Annotated in this window: 19 protein-coding genes; 3 read left to right on the top strand and 16 right to left on the bottom strand. The window is 68.9% G+C overall.

Annotated elements, in window-relative coordinates; genetic code table 11:
- Positions 1–47: 47 nt before the first annotated feature.
- A complete protein-coding gene (locus tag ASF88_RS18295) occupies positions 48–1,091 on the top strand; it encodes a hypothetical protein (RefSeq protein WP_200935324.1) in 1,044 nt (347 codons plus the stop codon).
- 31 nt (positions 1,092–1,122) lie between these two features.
- Here the strand turns inward: ASF88_RS18295 and ASF88_RS18290 are convergent, their stop codons facing one another.
- The 13 genes from ASF88_RS18290 to ASF88_RS18230 form a co-directional block, all read right to left on the bottom strand.
- A complete protein-coding gene (locus tag ASF88_RS18290; RefSeq protein WP_200935323.1) occupies positions 1,123–3,096 on the bottom strand; it encodes a cytochrome c oxidase assembly protein in 1,974 nt (657 codons plus the stop codon).
- 127 nt (positions 3,097–3,223) lie between these two features.
- Entirely contained in the window at positions 3,224–3,508 is a 285-nt protein-coding gene (locus ASF88_RS18285) for an HU family DNA-binding protein (protein ID WP_055922178.1), read from the bottom strand.
- A 258-nt stretch (positions 3,509–3,766) separates the two neighbouring features.
- Entirely contained in the window at positions 3,767–4,072 is a 306-nt protein-coding gene (gene rpsN / locus ASF88_RS18280) for a 30S ribosomal protein S14 (RefSeq protein WP_055922175.1), read from the bottom strand.
- Between the two features lie 3 nt (positions 4,073–4,075).
- Entirely contained in the window at positions 4,076–4,243 is a 168-nt protein-coding gene (gene rpmG, locus ASF88_RS18275) for a 50S ribosomal protein L33 (protein WP_055922173.1), read from the bottom strand.
- Positions 4,244–4,245: 2 nt separating this feature from the next.
- Entirely contained in the window at positions 4,246–4,482 is a 237-nt protein-coding gene (gene rpmB / locus ASF88_RS18270; RefSeq protein ID WP_047561095.1) for a 50S ribosomal protein L28, read from the bottom strand.
- Positions 4,483–4,663: 181 nt separating this feature from the next.
- Positions 4,664–5,062: a Fur family transcriptional regulator gene (locus ASF88_RS18265; RefSeq protein WP_055922170.1), complete on the bottom strand. Its 399-nt coding sequence runs from the start codon at positions 5,060–5,062 to the stop codon at positions 4,664–4,666.
- Between the two features lie 6 nt (positions 5,063–5,068).
- Entirely contained in the window at positions 5,069–5,926 is an 858-nt protein-coding gene (locus tag ASF88_RS18260; RefSeq protein WP_055922166.1) for a metal ABC transporter permease, read from the bottom strand.
- Positions 5,923–6,783, bottom strand: a complete 861-nt coding sequence (locus tag ASF88_RS18255; RefSeq protein ID WP_055922163.1) for a metal ABC transporter ATP-binding protein — start codon at positions 6,781–6,783, stop codon at positions 5,923–5,925. Before ASF88_RS18255 ends, ASF88_RS18260 begins: the two co-directional genes overlap by 4 nt.
- The gene (locus tag ASF88_RS18250; RefSeq protein ID WP_055922161.1) at positions 6,780–7,679 is read right to left on the bottom strand and encodes a metal ABC transporter solute-binding protein, Zn/Mn family; all 900 of its coding nucleotides are present in this window, start codon (positions 7,677–7,679) and stop codon (positions 6,780–6,782) included. Before ASF88_RS18250 ends, ASF88_RS18255 begins: the two co-directional genes overlap by 4 nt.
- An 81-nt stretch (positions 7,680–7,760) precedes the next feature.
- A complete protein-coding gene (locus ASF88_RS18245; protein ID WP_055922158.1) occupies positions 7,761–9,176 on the bottom strand; it encodes a dihydrolipoamide acetyltransferase family protein in 1,416 nt (471 codons plus the stop codon).
- 25 nt (positions 9,177–9,201) lie between these two features.
- A complete protein-coding gene (locus tag ASF88_RS18240; protein WP_055923078.1) occupies positions 9,202–10,161 on the bottom strand; it encodes an alpha-ketoacid dehydrogenase subunit beta in 960 nt (319 codons plus the stop codon).
- Between the two features lie 347 nt (positions 10,162–10,508).
- On the bottom strand, positions 10,509–11,648 hold the full coding sequence (locus ASF88_RS18235; RefSeq protein ID WP_055922155.1) for a thiamine pyrophosphate-dependent dehydrogenase E1 component subunit alpha: 1,140 nt from the start codon (positions 11,646–11,648) through the stop codon (positions 10,509–10,511).
- 4 nt (positions 11,649–11,652) lie between these two features.
- The gene (locus ASF88_RS18230) at positions 11,653–12,762 is read right to left on the bottom strand and encodes a pyridoxal phosphate-dependent aminotransferase (protein ID WP_055922152.1); all 1,110 of its coding nucleotides are present in this window, start codon (positions 12,760–12,762) and stop codon (positions 11,653–11,655) included.
- A 111-nt stretch (positions 12,763–12,873) separates the two neighbouring features.
- Here ASF88_RS18230 and ASF88_RS18225 point away from each other — a divergent pair, with 111 nt between their 5' ends.
- Entirely contained in the window at positions 12,874–13,263 is a 390-nt protein-coding gene (locus ASF88_RS18225; protein ID WP_055922149.1) for a phage holin family protein, read from the top strand.
- A 76-nt stretch (positions 13,264–13,339) separates the two neighbouring features.
- Positions 13,340–14,719, top strand: coding sequence for an adenylosuccinate lyase (gene purB / locus ASF88_RS18220; protein ID WP_055922147.1), 1,380 nt, complete (start codon positions 13,340–13,342; stop codon positions 14,717–14,719).
- Positions 14,720–14,735: 16 nt separating this feature from the next.
- Here purB and ASF88_RS18215 read toward each other — a convergent pair whose 3' ends face one another.
- From ASF88_RS18215 to ASF88_RS18205, 3 genes are all read right to left on the bottom strand, one after another.
- Positions 14,736–15,623, bottom strand: coding sequence for a glycosyltransferase (locus ASF88_RS18215; protein WP_082519058.1), 888 nt, complete (start codon positions 15,621–15,623; stop codon positions 14,736–14,738).
- A gap of 158 nt (positions 15,624–15,781) precedes the next feature.
- Entirely contained in the window at positions 15,782–16,171 is a 390-nt protein-coding gene (locus ASF88_RS18210) for a hypothetical protein (protein WP_235493543.1), read from the bottom strand.
- The gene (locus tag ASF88_RS18205) at positions 16,168–16,767 is read right to left on the bottom strand and encodes a DUF308 domain-containing protein (RefSeq protein ID WP_055922141.1); all 600 of its coding nucleotides are present in this window, start codon (positions 16,765–16,767) and stop codon (positions 16,168–16,170) included. The genes ASF88_RS18210 and ASF88_RS18205 overlap by 4 nt, the downstream gene beginning before the upstream one ends.
- Positions 16,768–16,826: the final 59 nt, after the last annotated feature.

The raw sequence follows: 16,826 nt of genomic DNA, 5'->3' as shown, positions 1-16,826 counted from the left end.
GCGGCATCGGCGCGGACGGTTATCCACACGCCCCTAGGATGGCGGTTATGGGAGGGGTCGGCGAGCGTCGTGCCGTGGGGCCGGTGCTGCTGTGGTCCGGCCTCGGTCTGCTGCTCGTCGCGGCGTTCCTGGCGGCTCTCGGCGCGGTGCAGCGCGCGTACTACAGCCCCGAGGGATTCGTCTCGGCGTACCTGTCCTCGCTGGAGTCGCACGACCTCCCCGACGCGATGGCGATGCCCGGAGCTGCGCCGACGAAGGCTGCGCTGACGAAGGCGGGGCTGCCCACCGGCGCCTCCGTCGAGCTGATGCGCTCCGACCTGCTGCCGACCTTCTCGGACATCCGCGTCGACCCCGTCTCGGCCTCCGGCTCCGGCGATCGGCGCACCGTGACCGCGCACCTGCTGGCCGACGGCCGGCCCGTCACGACGACGTTCGACGTGCGGCAGACCGGCGCGGTCTTCGGCTTCCTCCCGACCTGGGAGTTCGCGACGACGCCGGTCGGCGTCGCGCACATCACCGTCGCCCACGCCCAGACGTTCACGGTCGGCGGCCACACGGTGAGCCCGCGCGCGGCTGACCCGAGTCAGCCCGCCTCCGCCTTCAGCGTGGCCGCCGACTACCTGGTCCCGGCGCCGGCGGTGTACGAGCTCGACCACACCTCGCACTACCTCCAGGCCGAATCGGTGCGGGTGCAGGCCGCGTCCGGCCGGGTCGTCGACGTCACGGTCGACGCGCAACCCGATGCCGCCTTCACGGCTGCCGTGCAGAAGGAGCTGAACGGCTTCCTGGACGAGTGCGCGAAGCAGCAGGTGCTCCAGCCGGCCGGATGCCCGTTCGGCGTGGTCATCGACGACCGCGTGCAGGGTGTTCCCACCTGGAAGATGGTGCAGTACCCGGAGGTCCACCTGGTGCCGGGCACGACTTCCTGGACCATGTCGCAGGCCGTCGGCATCGTGCACTTGTCGGTGACCGTGCAGTCGATCTTCGACGGCACGGTCGAGCACCACGAGTCGGACGAGAAGTTCGGGGTATCGCTGACCAGCGTCGTCATCCGGCCCGACGGGTCGCTCGACATCGTCGTGGGGGAGTAGTGCCCCCGATTTCGTGGCAACCGCTGCGTGGCTACCGCTGCGCCGTTCCGTCGCGCGCAGCGAGGCGGGCGAGCTGCTCGTTGTAGGCCTTCAGCTCCGCCTCGCCGGTGCGGTCGGCGTTGCGGTCGCGGCGCTTCGTCTCGCGCTCGTCGCTGCGACTCCACTGGATCGCCACCACGATCGCCAGGATGACCGTGGGGATCTCGCCGATGCTCCACGCGATCCCGCCACCGGTCTGCTGGTCGACCAGCGGCGTCGCCCCCCACGTGCGCCCCATCGCCCCGAACCAGTCGGCGAGCAGGAGGCCGTGCATCTGCATGATCGACAAGCCGAAGAAGGCGTGGAACGCCATCGTCCCGAGCAGCAGCAGCAGCCGGAACGGGTACGGCAGCCGGTACTTCACCGGGTCGATGCCGATCAGCGACTGGACGAACAGGTATCCCGTGATGAGGAAGTGCACGACCATCCACTCGTGTCCGATGTGGTCGGTCGTGGCCCAGCGGATCAACGGCGTGTAATAGAACGCCCACAACGATCCGGCGAACAGCCCGGCAGCGACGAGCGGGTGCGAGATGATCGCGGCGAAGCGCGAGTGCACGGCGAGAAGGATCCACTCGCGACCGCCGCGCGACCCGTCCTGACGTTTGCGGATCGCGCGCGCCGCGAGCGTCACGGGAGCACCGGGAACGAGCAGCAGCGGCACGGCCATCGTCAGCACCATGTGCGCCGACATGTGGGCCGAGAAGAGGTACTTCTCGTAGACGTTCACGCCGCCGTTGGTGATGTAGAAGAGCAGCGCGATGCCGAGCACCCACAGGATCGTGCGGTAGATCGGCCAGCTGTCGCCGCGGCGGCGCAGCCTCCAGACGCCGGCCAGGTAGAAGAAGAGAGCGAAGGCGCAGGCGAGCACCCAGAGCAGGTCGAAGTTCCAGCTCGTGAACAGCCGGCCGAATGTCAGCTGGGGAGGCAGCTTCTCGCCGGTCAGGATCTCCGCGGGCGTCGGGGTCGCCGCGCGCGTCTGCGGCACCGGGGTCACGGTGCGGGCGAGCGCCGCCGCGACACCGGAGGCGATGCCCATGAAGGCGAGCTCGGCGGTGACGATCCACCAGAACGTGCGGCCCTCGCCCAGGCGCTTGAGCCGGTCGATGAGGACGCGGCGCTGCATGAGGCCGAACAGGCCGAGCACGACCAGCGCGGCCACCTTGACGAGCACGAGGATGCCGTAGGGCGTGGCCAGCTCGGCCAGCGTGCCCACGCGCAGCTCCGCGTTCACGTAGCCGGAGGCCGCGACGACGATGAAGCAGATCAAGGCGATGCTGGAGTACCGCTCGAGCACGGTCACCAGCCGGCCGCCGCCGAGCGTGTTCTTCACGACGATGAGGGTGACCAGTCCGCCCAGCCAGATCGCGGCGAAGAGCACGTGCAACCCGAACGAGGTGACTGCGGCGTCGTGACCGGCGGCCTCCGAGCTGTGCCCCTGCTGCGCCATCGGGATGACGGCGCACATGGCGAGCACCGCGACGAAAGCGATCGCGGTCTGGTTTCGCACCGCGAAGCACAGGACGGTCACCGCGGCAGCGATGAGGGTGATGCCGAGCCACGCCTGACCGAGCGAGACGCTCGTCACGAACGAGCTCAGTCCGTTCGTGAACGTCTCGTCGAACGACCACGGCACGTTCGAGACGCTGACGAAGGTGAACAGGCCCGTGACCGCGGAGGCCACCGTCATGACGGCCGCGCACGCGGCGGCGAAGTCGAGCGCCAACCCGTACTCGCGCTTGTCGGAACTGAACGCGAAGCAGGCCAGGACGAGCGCGCCGACCGTTCCGGCGAGGCTGAGGTTGACGATCAGGGTCGAGATCGGGAGGCCCCACCGCACCAGCGCGCCCGGGTCGAGGAGCAGAGGCGCGGCGGCGCCTCCACCGAACGCGAGGGCCGCCACGACGGAGACGAGAGCGGCCGCCAGCAGAGCGGCGGGACCGATCACGCGGAGAAGTCGGGGCACCCGTCAAGCCTACGTCGCCGGCGCTGAACGCCTGCCCACAGGGGAGGGGCGACCGGCACCCGGCGGGCGCAGAACGGGGGCGGCGCCGCAAACGCGACGCCGCCCCCGTGGAGCCTGTGCAGGCTGATTACTTGACGGCAGCCTTGAGCTTCGAGCCCGCGGTCAGCTTGACGCGGTGGCCGGCCGGGATCGAGATCTCCTCGCCCGTCTGCGGGTTGCGGCCGGTGCGAGCGGCGGTCTCGGTGCGCTCGGCAGCGAGCCAGCCCGGGATGGTGACCTTGCCGCCACCCTTGACGGTGTCGCTGATCGTGGCGAAGAACGCGTCGACGACGCTCGAGACGGTGGCCTGGCTCTGACCCGACGCCGCGGCGACGGCAGCAACGAGCTCGGTCTTGTTCAGGTTGTCAGCCATTGAGTGTCCTCCTCGGACCTTGTGCTGGTTATTCAGCTTTCGTGTGGAACGGTTGAGGCCACAGGGGCCGTTACGTTTGGTCGGTCGACCGCCTCGAATGTATCAGAATCCCGCGAAAACTCGCGGATTCTCGCGGATTTTCGACGGGTTCCCACGGCGCGTCCAGGCCGAGAGGGGTCCGGACACGGCGAAGGGGCGCCCGGCGGATGCCGGACGCCCCTCCAACGGGTGTCGCTTGTGCTCTTCTGCGCGAAGGGCTTACCAGCTCGACTTGGTGATGCCGGGCAGCTCGCCACGGTGCGCCATGTCGCGGAAGCGGACACGCGAGATGCCGAACTTGCTGAGGTTTCCGCGCGGACGGCCGTCGACGGCGTCGCGGTTGCGCACGCGGATCGGCGAAGCGTCGCGGGGGAGCTTCTGCAGGCCGATGCGGGCGGCCTCGCGGGACTCGTCGGTGCCGTTCGGGTCGACGAGCGCCTTCTTGAGCTCGGCGCGCTTGGCGGCGTAGCGCTCGACGATGACCTTGCGCTGCTCGTTCTTGGCGATCTTGGACGTCTTGGCCATGGTTTAGCGCTCCTCTCGGAAGTCGACGTGCTTACGCACGATGGGGTCGTACTTCTTGAGCACGAGACGGTCGGGGTCGTTGCGGCGGTTCTTCTTGGTCACGTAGGTGTAACCGGTGCCTGCCGTCGAACGGAGCTTGATGATCGGACGGATGTCCTGCTGCTTCGCCATTGTTAGATCTTCTCCCCACGGGCCAGGAGGTCCTTGACCACGGACTCGATGCCACGGGCGTCGATGACCTTGATGCCCTTGGCGCTCAGGGTCAGGGTGACGTTACGACGAAGAGACGGGACGTAGTACGTCTTCTTCTGGATGTTCGGGTCGAACCGTCGCTTCGTGCGACGGTGCGAGTGCGAGATGTTGTGACCGAAGCCGGGGGTGGCTCCTGTCACCTGGCACACTGCTGCCATTGCTTTCTTCTCCAATACCGTGATGCCGGACGGCATCACCCAAGGTCACTTGTCGGCGCACGACTTCCCAGGCATTTTCAGGCTCGGGGTTTCGTACACGGCTAACGGAGTGGGAGGAGCCCACTCAGCCAAACATCCATGCTACGGCACGGGAGGCCGTGCGGCCAAATCGGGGACGGGCCTACTCGGCCGCGGCCTTGGCCGTGCAGCTCGCGCAGAGCCCGAACACATCGACCACGTGCTGCGCCTGCGTGAAGCCGTGCGACGCGGCTGCCGCGCGCGCCCACTGCTCGACCTCGTCGGCCTCGATCTCCACGGTGAGGCCGCAGTTGCGGCAGATCAGGTGGTGGTGATGCCCGGTCGTGCAGGCGCGGTAGAGGCTCTCGCCCTCCGGTGACTGCAGCGAGTCGGCATCCCCTTCGGCGGCCAGGTCGGCGAGGGCGCGATAGACGGTGGCGAGACCGATCGGCGACCCCGTCTCGTGCAGGTTGAGGTGGAGCGCCTGCGCGCTGATGAAGCCTTCCGTCGAGGTCAGGGCCTCGCGGACGGCCTCCCGCTGCCAGGTGTTGCGCTTCACGATCTCAGGCTAGCCTGCCTGGCTCACCACCCGCCGTGAGCCGCGGCCGCCGACGAGCCGGCACCCCACGTAGATGAGGAACGAGATCGTCGTCACATACGGGCTGATCGGGAGCGAGCTGCCGAGCGCCAGCATGATGCCGCCGACCACGGAGAGCAGCGCGAAGCCCACGCTCAGCAGCGGCACGACGAGGGGCGACGAGGAGACGCGCATCGCCGCGGCTGCCGGTGTCACCAGGAGGGACAGCACCAGCAGCGCTCCGACGATCTGGACGGAGACGGCGACCGCGAGCCCGAGCAGCACCATGAAGGCGAGCGACACGAATCGCGTCGGCACACCGCGCGAGGCGGCCACGTCTGCATCGAGGCTGTCGAACATGAGGGGGCGCCACATCAGCAGCAACGCGATCAGCACGACGGCTCCGATCACCAGCAGCGATCCCAGCTGCGGGTCGTCGACCGCCACGATCTGGCCGGTGAGCAGGCCGAACTTGTTGGCGCTGCGGCCGGGATAGAGTGCGAGCGCCAGGATGCCGAGCCCCAGGCCGAACGGCATCAGCACGGCGATGATCGAGTTGCGGTCACGCGCCTTCGCGCCGAGCAGCCCGATCAGGATGGCCGCGATGAGCGAGCCGACGAGCGAGCCGGCCACGACGTTCACGCCGAACAGCAGGGCGATCGCGGCGCCGGCGAACGAGAGCTCGCTGATGCCGTGCACGGCGAACGCCATGTCGCGCTGCATGACGAAGACGCCGATCAGGCCGCCGACCACGCCGAGCACGGCGCCGGCGAAGATCGAGTTGCGCACGAGCGCCAGCAACTCGCCGTAGTCGGTGAAGTTGAAGAGCTGCGACCAGAGATCGTTCATGCCGTCGGCTCCGGGTGGGGCTCGCGGGCGTGCTCGTGGTGCTCGTGGGTCTCGGCGTCGGGGATGCCGACCACGACGATCCGCCCCCGGCTCCGGATGACATCCACCGGCGTGCCGTACAGGTCGGTGAGCACCTCGCTGCGCAGCACCTCGTCGGGCGTCCCGGTCCGGAACCGGCCTCCCGCGAGGTACAGCACGCGGTCGACCATGCCGAGCACCGGGTTCACGTCGTGGGTGACGAAGACGACGGCGCTTTCGTGCTCGCGCCGGCGCCGGTCGATCAGTTCGCTGACGCCGCGCTGGTGCTGAAGGTCGAGCGACAGCAGCGGCTCGTCGCAGAGCAGGAGCGCCGGGTCTCCGGCGAGCGCCTGCGCGACCCGCAGCCGCTGCTGCTCGCCGCCCGAGAGCGATCCCACCGGGGTGTCGGCGTAGCGCCGGGCTCCGACCGAATCGATCAGCTGCTCCACCTGCGCGCGGTCGCCGCGGCTCGGGATCGGGAGCCCCCAGCGGTGCCCGTTGACGCCGAGCGCCACCAGATCACGGGCGCGCATCGGCGTGCCGGCGGGGATGAGCTTCTGCTGCGGGATGTAGCCGATGCGGCGGTCTCCCCGGCGAACGGGACGGCCGTCCAGCTCGATGGAGCCGGAGTCGAGCGACTGCTGGCCCAGGATCGCCTTGAGGAGGCTGGTCTTGCCCGAGCCGTTCGGGCCGAGAACGGCGACGAACTCGCCCGCGTGCACGTCGAGGTCGAGCCCGCTCCACAGCGTGCGCTCTCCGAAGCCGAGCGCGGCGGAGCGCAGGCTGAGGACGACCCCGCGGCGTTCCGGGGCCGGCACCCGCTCCAACGGCTCGCTCATTTCGCCAACGCCGCTCCGACGGCGTCGAGGTTGGCGTTCATCCAGCCGATGTAGTCCTTGCCCTTCGGCAGGGTCTCGGTGACGGGGACCACTGGGACTCCCGCCTGCTTGGCTGCGGCGAGCACGCGCTCGGTCTCCGGCCCGGAGGTCTGCTCGTTGTAGGCGAGCAGCTTCACCTGGTGCCGGCTGAACAGGGCGAGGGTCTCCTGCAGCACGAGCGGCGAGACATCGCTGCCCTCCTCGATCGCGGCGCTGAACTTCTCGGGCGTCTTGTCGACGAGCCCGATGGCCTCCAGCAGGTAGAGCGGCACCGGCTCGGTGATCGCGGCGCCTTCGCCGGCGTACTGCGTCTTGAGCTCGGCCTCCCGGTTCTGGAGGGCGGCGAGCTTGCCGGAGAAGGCGTCCGCGTTCTTGGCGAATGTCGCCTTCTGCGCCGGGTCTGCCTTCACGAGTGCGTCGGTCAGTGCGGTGGTGAACTTCTCGATGGTCGGGAAGTCGTACCAGACGTGCTCGTTGAGGCCGCCGTTCTCGGCCTTCTTGCCGGAGAGGTCGACGACGTTCAGCACGGACGCCTTCGTGTTCTTGGAGCCGGAGCGGAGGGTGCCCATGAAGTCGTCGTAGCCGCCTCCGTTCTCGATCAGGATGTCGGCCTTCGACACCGCGAGCTGGCTCTGGGCGCTCGCCTCGAACGAGTGCGGGTCCTGGGCGGGGTCGGACATCAACGAAGTCACCTCGACGGCGTCGCCGGCGATGGTGGAGGCGATGTCGCCGTACACGTTGGTGCTGGCGACGACACGGACCTTGCCGTCGTCGGCGGAGGAGCCGGCGGAGCAGCCGGTGAGCGCGAGCGCAGTCAGAGCGCTGAGAGCGAGGGCGAAGACGGATCGCTTCTGCATGGGGGCCTGTCTAATTCGGCGATGGGTACCCCACGACACTATCCCTTGTTGAGAATGATTGTCAAAATCATCTCGGTGGCATCAGTCCAGCAGCAGCGCGGGCTCCTCGATGATGGAGGCCACGTCGGCGAGGAAGCGCGACGCGACGTCGCCGTCCACCACCCGGTGATCGAACGATGCTCCCACCGTGGTCACGTAACGCGGACGCACCTCGCCGTCCACGACCCACGGCTTCTGCTTGATCGTGCCCAGCGCGACGATGCCCACCTCGCCGGGGTTCAGGATCGGGGTGCCGGTGTCCATCCCGAACACGCCGATGTTCGTGATGGTGATCGTTCCGCCGGACATGTCGGCCGGGGGAGTCTTGCCCTCGCGCGCGATCAGCGTCAGTTCCTCGAGCGCCTTGGCCAGCTCGAGCAGGGACATCCCCTGCGCCTCCTTGACGTTCGGCACGATCAGCCCGCGCGGGGTAGCCGCGGCGATGCCCAGGTTCACGTAGTGACGGACGATGATCTCCTCATCGGTCCACGTCGAGTTCACCGTGGGGTTGCGCCGCACCGCCCAGATGATCGCCTTGGCGACGATCAGCAGCGGGGAGATCTTCACACCGACGAAGTCGGCCGAGTTCTTGAGGCGCTTGACGAACTCCATGGTTCGCGTCGCGTCGACGTCGACGAAGAGGCTCACGTGCGGAGCGCTGAACGCGCTGCTCGTCATCGCCGTCGCGATCGCCTTGCGCACGCCCTTGACCGGGATGCGGTCTTCGCGGTCGTCGGGCCACGCCGGCGTCTGGATGTTGCGGAACACGCTCGCCTGCGTCGCCTCGCGCAGCACGTCGTCGCGCGTGATGTCGCCGATCGGGCCGGTCGGCGTCACCAAAGTGAGGTCGACGCCGAGGTCTTTGGCCAGCTTGCGGATCGGCGGCTTGGCGATCACGGGAGCGCTTCCCACGGGCGAAGCGCCGGCCGGGGCGGAGGTCGCGGGAGACGGTGCTGCGGCGGTGACCGACGCCACCGGAGCGGACGCGGTCTCCGCCTTCGGTGCAGCGGGCGGCGCCGGCGGCGTGAACGTGATCGGCAGGGAGGCCGTGCCCGGGTGGGTCACCCGACGACGACGACTCGTGCCGTGCCCGGCCGCGCCGTACCCGACGAGCACCGCTCCGGCCTTCGGCTCGTCCGCCTCGTGCGAGACGCTCTGAGCCGCATCGGCCTCCGCCTGCGCCACCTCGCTCACCGGAGCGGCAGGCGCTGCCGCCTCGCCACCGGTGACGGTGATGATCGGCGTACCGACCTCCACGGTCTGGCCCTCGGAGACCAGCAGCTCGCTGACGGTCCCCTCGAACGGCGACGGCAGTTCGACGAGCGACTTGGCGGTCTCGATCTCGACGATCACCTGGTTGACGGCGACCGGCTCGCCCGGCGCGACCTTCCACGAGACGATCTCGGCTTCGGTCAGGCCCTCGCCGACGTCGGGCAGCAGGAACTGGGACTCGCTCATGTGCGACTTCTTTCGTTCGGCGGGCTCAGTAGGCGAGCGCGCGGTCGACGGCCTCGAGGATGCGGTCGGCGTCGGGAAGATACACGTCCTCGAGCTTGGCCGGCGGGAAGGGGGTGTCGAATCCGGCGACGCGCAGCGCCGGCGACTCCAGCGAGTAGAACGCCTTCTCAGAGACGACGGCCGCCACCTCGGAGGCGACCGACACCACGCCGGGAGCCTCCTGAGCGACGATGAGCCGGCCGGTCTTCTGGACCGACTGCACGATGGGCGCGTAGTCGATCGGTGACAGCGAGCGGAGGTCGATGACCTCCAGGCTCCGCCCCTCCTCTGCCGCGATCTCCGCGGCGCGCAGCGCGACGGGCACCATGCCGGCCCAGGCGACGATCGTCGCGTCGGTTCCGGTGCGGACCACCCGGCTCGCGTGCAGGGGCACGCCGTTCTCGACGGTGTCGACCTCGCCCTTGGGCCAGTAGCGGCTCATCGGCTCGAAGAAGATCACCGGGTCGTCGGAGGCGATCGCCTCCTGGATCATCCAATACGCGTCGTGCGGCGTCGACGGCGCGACGACACGCAAGCCTGCGGTGTGCGCGAAGTACGCCTCCGGGGCCTCCTGGTGGTGCTCGACCGCGCCGATGTGACCGCCGTGCGGGATGCGGATGACGACCGGCATCGACACGGCGCCGGAGTGCCGGTTCGTCAGCTTGGCGAGCTGCGTCGTGATCTGGTCGAATCCGGGGAAGACAAACCCGTTGAACTGGATCTCGACCACGGGACGGTAGCCGCGCATCGCGAGGCCGATCGCCGAGCCGATGATCCCCGACTCCGCGAGCGGGGTGTCGAGCACGCGCTTGGCGCCGAACTCGGCCTGGAGGCCCTCTGTGACGCGGAAGACGCCGCCCAGCGGGCCGATGTCCTCGCCCATCAGCAGGACCTTCGGGTCGTCGGCGAGCGCGCGGCGCAGGCCGGCGTTCAGGGCCTTGACCATCGGCAGCGACTGGAGGCGCGGACCGGCGGCCTCGGCTGCGGGAACGGCCTGCTGAGACGTGGTCTCCGCGGCGGCGCTCTCGGCCTCCTGCTCGTCGCTCACGCTCGCCAGCTCACCCGACCCGGCGAGCTCGGTCTCCGGCATCGCCGGCGCGCTGTCCTCGATCGCGAACTCGCGCGTCCACTCCTGCTCGGCCACGTGCTCCTCGAGCACGAGCGAGCCAGGCTCGCTCTCCACGATCTCCACCACGTCGATCGCCTGGGTCTCCGTCGCGGGTTCGTCGTGCTGCTGCGTCTCGTCGTCGATGAGCTCGGCCTCCACGTAGCCGGTCTCGCCTCTCGGGTCGCTCATGCGTCACCTCCGAAGGATGCCTCGTACTCTTCGAGCCAGCGCCGCTGCTCGTCCATCAGGGGATGCGGCTCACTGTAGACGTTCTCGAACATGCTGGCGGGCGGCGGCGCCTGAAGCTCCAGCGTGCGCCGACGCACGTCGGCGGCGAGATCGGCCGCCTCCTCCTGCGCCGTGTCGAAGAACGCCTGGCCGACGCCCTGCTGCTCCAGGAAGATCCGGAAGCGCAGGATCGGGTCGCGCTCGGCCCAGTAGGCCACCTCGTCGTCGCTGCGGTACTTGGAGGGGTCGTCGCTCGACGTGTGCGCGCCCATCCGGTAGGTGAGGGCTTCGATCATGCTGGGGCCTTCGCCGTTGCGCGCGTCGTCCAGGTGCTTCGCGGTGACGGCGTAGGCGGCGAGCACGTCGTTGCCGTCGAGCTGCACGCCGGGGATGCCGAACCCGCTGGAGCGCAGGTAGAGCGGGGTGCGCGACTGCGTGGTCACCGGAACCGAGATGGCCCAGTGGTTGTTCTGCAGGAAGAACACCTGCGGAGTCTGGTAGCTGGCCGCGAAGACGAACGCTTCGCTGACGTCGCCCTGACTGGTCGCGCCGTCGCCGAAGTAGACGATGACCGCCTCGTCGCTGTTCGGGTCGCCGGTGCCGACCTTGCCGTCGAGCTTCACACCCAGGGCGTACCCGGTCGCGTGCACCGCGTGCGATCCGATCACCAGAGTGTAAAGGTGGAAGTTGCGCACCGCCGGGTCGGTCGGGTCCCAGCCGCCGTGGGTCGTACCGCGCAGAAGTCCCATGATGCCCACGGGATCGATGCCGCGGATCATGCCGACGACGTGCTCGCGGTAGGAGGGGAAGAGGTTGTCCTGCGGCTTGGCGGCGCGGGCGGAGCCGACCTGGGCGCCCTCCTGGCCGTGGCTCGGCACCCAGAGGCCGAGCTGGCCCTGGCGCTGCAGGTTGGCGGCCTCGAGGTCGAACGCGCGGACGCGAACCATGTCGCGGTAGAAGGTCCGGTAATCGTTCTCGTCGAGTCGCTCGAGGTACGGGAGGTACTCTCCGGCCAGGTCGCTCGGCTGGAAACGGCCGTCAGCAGTCAGCAGCTGGACGGTGTTCGCCGGGCGCGGGGTATCGTTCGTCGCAACCACCGTTCTAACCTAACCGCTTGCCGGGGTGCCCATTTGGTAGGTTCTGCACAATATCCGCGCTGACCTGCAGGAGTTTCTCCACAGATTCCTGCTCACCGACGCTGATCCGAATGCCCTCCGGCGGAAATGCCCGCACCGTGAGCCCCGCGTCGAAGAAGGCGTCGTTGGCCGCGGCGGTCTGCTCGCCGGTGGGAAGCCAGACGAAGTTGGCGTGCGAGACGGGGACGTTCCAGCCCTGTTCGACGAGCGCGTCGCGGAGCTTGTCGCGCCGCATGGCGATACGGGCGACGCGCTCCATCAGCTCGTCCTCCGCATCGATGGACGCGAGCGCAGCCACGCGGGAGGCGTCGGTCACCGACAGCGGGATGGCGGCCGAACGCGCTGCGTTCAGCACGGCGGCGGGGCCGACCGCGAAGCCGATCCGCAGTGCTGCGAGCCCGTACGCCTTCGAGAAGGTGCGAAGCACGACGAGGTTCGGATAGCGCGAGAGCAGCGGGATGCCGTCGACCGACGCATCGTCGGTGACGAACTCGTAGTAGGCCTCGTCGAGCAGCACCAGGAGGTCGCCCGGCACCTGGGCCATGAACGCCTCGAACTCGTCCGCGGTCACCGCAGGGCCGGTCGGGTTGTTGGGAGTGCAGACGATCGCCACGCGCGTGCGATCGGTGATCGCCGCCGCCATCGCCGCCAGATCGTGGCCGCCGTCCGGACGGTTGGGCACCTGCACGCTCGTCGCTCCGGCGACCGTGACCAGACCCGGGTAGGCCTCGAACGACCGCCACGAGTAGACGACCTCGTCGCCGACGCCGGCGGCCGCGGAGATGAACTGCGCGAGCAGCGCGACCGAACCGCTGCCGAGGTGAACCTGGTCGACGTCGACACCATGACGTTCGGCGAGGCGCTGACGGAGGTCGGCGCCTCCCGCGTTCGGATACCGGTTGAGGTCGGCCAGCGTCGCCGCCACGGCCTCCACGACGGAGGGGAGCGGGGGATAGGGGTTCTCATTGCTGGACAGCTTGAAACCGTCCGCCGGAGCCGGCCTGCCCTGCTTGTAGGCGGGAACCGCCACGATCTCGGGCCGCAGCCGAACGCTGAGCGCGTCTTCGTCAGTCACAGACCCAACTTAGTCGCGGGCGCATGCCGCTGGGAGAATTCCTCTTCTACCGGCCGCGACCCTAGCGGCGAGCCCCTGCCGCTCGCGCCTCCCGTTTGGGAGGATGTCGGCATGCGATTCCTGCTCAAGGTGATCATCAACGCCCTGGCGCTCTGGCTGACGACCTTCATCGTCTCCGGCGTCACGGTCGTTCCGTACGCCCAGGACAGCACCGCCACCGTCCTGACCTACCTGCTCGTCGCGCTGATCTTCGGCGTGGTCAACGCCATCGTCGGAACCGTGGTCCGCGTCATCGCGTTCCCGCTGTACATCCTGACGCTGGGCCTGATCTCGTTCGTCGTGAACGCCTTGCTGCTGCTCCTGGTGTCGTGGATCAGCGGCCTCATGGGGTTCGGCCTCCACGTCGACGGGTTCTGGGCCGGCGTCTGGGGCGCGCTCGTGCTCGGCATCATCGCGTGGCTCATCGGCCTGATCTTCCGGCCGCTCACGCGCGACCGCTGACCCGCGATCGCTGGCGCCTCGCGGAGTGCGGGAGAATAGGAGCGATCCCACCACGCCGAATCCCGCGAGGAGTCCCATGACCGCCCTGCCTCCCCAGCCGCTCAGCCCCCTGGACGGCCGCTACCGCTCCGCGGTCCTCGGTCTCGGCGACCACCTCTCCGAGGCCGGACTGAACCGGGCGCGGGTGCAGGTGGAGGTCGAGTGGCTGCTCTACCTGACCTCCCACCGGATGTTCGGCTCCAGCCCGCTGACCGACGAGCAGGCGCGCCAGCTGCGTGCGCTCGCCGACGACTTCGGCCAGCCCGAGATCGACCGGCTGGCCGAGTTGGAGGCCACGACCAAGCACGACGTGAAGGCGGTCGAGTACCTGGTGCGCGAGCGCCTGCACGCGCTCGGGCTCGACCACATCGCCGAGCTCACGCACTTCGCAGCGACCAGCGAGGACATCAACAACCTCTCCTACGCCCTGACCGTCAGCGCCGCCGTCGCCCAGGTCTGGCTGCCGGCCTTCCGCTCGGTGATCGCCGAACTGCGCGCCCAGGCCCTCCAGTACCGCGACGACGCGATGCTGGCGCGCACCCACGGCCAGCCGGCGACGCCGACGACCATGGGCAAGGAGCTCGCCGTCTTCGTCCACCGCCTCGAGCGTCTGCGCACCCAGATCGAGAGCACCGAGTACCTCGGCAAGTTCAGCGGCGCGACGGGCACCTTCGCCGCCCACCTCGTCGCCGACCCCGAGGCCGACTGGCCGCGGGTGTCGCGCGAGTTCGTCGAGAGCCTCGGTCTCGGCTGGAACCCGCTGACCACGCAGATCGAGTCGCACGACTGGCAGGCCGAGCTCTACTCCCGCATCTCGCACGCCAACCGCGTCCTCCACAACCTGTGCACCGACATCTGGACGTACATCTCGCTGGGCTACTTCCGGCAGACGCCCGAGCCCGGCGCGACCGGATCGTCGACGATGCCGCACAAGGTCAACCCGATCCGCTTCGAGAACGCGGAGGCCAACCTCGAGCTGTCCAGCGCCGTGCTCGACTCGCTCGCGTCGACGCTGGTGACGAGCCGGCTGCAGCGCGACCTCACCGACTCGACCACGCAGCGCAACATCGGCGTCGGGCTCGGGCACTCGCTGCTCGCCCTCGACAACATCCAGCGCGGCCTCGCGCAGATCTCGCTCGACCGCGATGCCCTCGCGGCCGACCTCGACCTCAACTGGGAGGTGCTGGCCGAGGCCATCCAGACGGTCATCCGTGCGGAGGTCACCGCCGGCCGTTCCACGATCTCCGACCCGTACGCGCTGCTGAAGGAGCTCACGCGCGGCAAGCGCGTGGACCACGAGGCGCTGACCGCGTTCGTCGACGGCCTCGACATCGGTCAGGCAGCCAAGAACCGCCTGCTGGCACTCACGCCGGCCGCATACATCGGCCTCGCCCCCGAGCTGGTCGACCTCCTCTAGCGCCTCGCATCGGGCATTATCGCTGCTCGTTCGTCTGCTTCTGCATCCGGTTGCCGCGGGCCATCGTCAAGAGAATTTGCTTGCCGATCCGCCAGCGCACGAACACGCGACGCGCGCGTGCGCCGGCAGTGCGCACGCGAGAGCGAAGCAGCTCCCACGTGGTGACCGGTGCGAGCGGGAGGTGGACGTCGAATCGATCGGCCAGCACCTCGGGCCGCACACGCCACGCGACCGGCTTGATCTCGTTGAGAAGGTTGGCGCCGTGCACGACGATGATCCAGCACGGCGGGGCCGACACCTGAAGCACGTCGCCGTACAGAGCCGCGTCGGGGTGGGCAGGAGCGGAGAACACAGTACGGATCGGACCGCCTGGTGTCCGGCGTTCGATGAACGACAGAAACGCGTTGGCCGGATACAGGTAGGAGTAGAGCGCACCGTCGCGTTCGAACTGCAGTCCGCGTTGGAAATTGACATACAGGCGATCCTGATTGTCGAACGTCGCCTGAACGCGGCTGAGATAGTCGCGGGCGATCGCGTCGTCACTGTCCAGGCGGGTGGTGATGACATAAGGTGCCGCGGCTCGGTCAGTAACGACCGTGTCGATCTCCGACCAGAAGTTGCGCTCCATCCAGACCACTTCGAACACGGTGCCTGCACCGAGATCCGTCAGCGCCTCCTCGAGCCACGCCGCACGGCAGCCTTCATCGATGAGCACCAGCCACCGGAACTGCACGCCCGTCTGGCTGAGAACGCTCGGGAGGCACACCGCCTCGAATAGCCCGAGCCGATAACGCAGCCATGCGTCGTCCGGAGGAGAGTGTTCCTCTCGCCAGCGAATACCGAAGCGGGTGATGACGAAATGCTCGAAGCGATCGTGCGTAGTCAAGGGGGTCTGTGAAGTCATGGGCTGTCCGGAGTGTAGGACGGCACCGGCTTTCAGGCTTTGCCCGTCCGCGTATTTGCCGCCTTTGGAGCGCCACGCTCACTCGCCCTATCACCCGCTGAGCAGTTGCTGGGTGATTCCGGCGCTGACCGCCTCCGCGGTCGGGGCCGGTCGTGCTGTCAGTGGCCGGTCGGGCGGCTCTCGTCGGGCGCGTCGCCCTGCGCAGCGTCGTGGGCGCTGCCGTCACTCGTGGGGCGACCCGTGTCGCCGGACCTCTCCGCGGCCTTCTCCTGAGCCTCCACGTCTTGTTCGTGGATGTCTTCGACCTCAGCCGCCGTCGGCTTGAACGCGAGTGCGAAGAGCGCCATCAGCACGAGCGAGAGGATGAAGGCGATGCCCAGCGCGACGCCGGCGAGGATGAACTCGCGCGTCGCGATCAGGACGATCAGCCCGACGAAGACGCCGAGGCCGGCCGAGATGCCGAGCAGTTCGGCGGGGAGGAATCGGTCGCGGCGGCTCGGCTGAAGGCTGTTGGTCACGCTGGGGTCTTTCTTGTCACGCTTGGTCACGATCCGCCCTCCATCCGGCGGGAGGCCGCAGCGGTGCGCGCGGCCGTCCGCAGGGACGCCGCGCCGATGCCCTGGAAGACGCCGACGATGACCGCCCAGGCCCCGAAGAGCCCGATGGCGAGCACGGCGTCGGCCGGCACGAGAAGGAGCACCAGGGCCAGGATCGCGGTCAGCGCCCCGGTGATGAGCCAGTCACGGGCAGCAGCGTCGCGTCGGCGTTCACGCACCCAGCTGTAGAGCTCGAGGACGCCCGTGAGCGCCGCCCAGACCGTCACGAGATAGAGGAACAGGCCGAGCCCGCCGCCGTTGAGCGCGAGAGCGACCACTCCGGCGACCAGGCCGATCCCGCCCTGCACGGCGAAGAGCGTCCTGGTGAGGCCGCGGGAGCCGAAAAGCAGGGTGAGGACGCCGGTCGCGAGGCCGTCGACCACAGCGAAGAACCCGAAGACGATGAGACCGAACTGTGCGGTGTGCGCGTCACGGGTGAAGGTGACGACAGCGGCGGTCGCGAGCGCGACGAGCGCGCGCACAGCGGGGACGACCCAATAACGGCTCGGGTTCGGATCGCCCTGATTCTGGGGAACGGCGGGTGCCACTCGGCGACCTCTCTCAGTCAGGATTCGCTCCCCAGTCTAGTCGGGGCCTTCCTGCGCGT

It is taken from the genome of Leifsonia sp. Leaf336, from assembly GCF_001423695.1.
Classification (GTDB): Bacteria; Actinomycetota; Actinomycetes; order Actinomycetales; family Microbacteriaceae; genus Leifsonia.
Note: the sequence above shows the minus strand (reverse complement) of the source record. Positions and strands in the feature narration are given on the sequence as shown.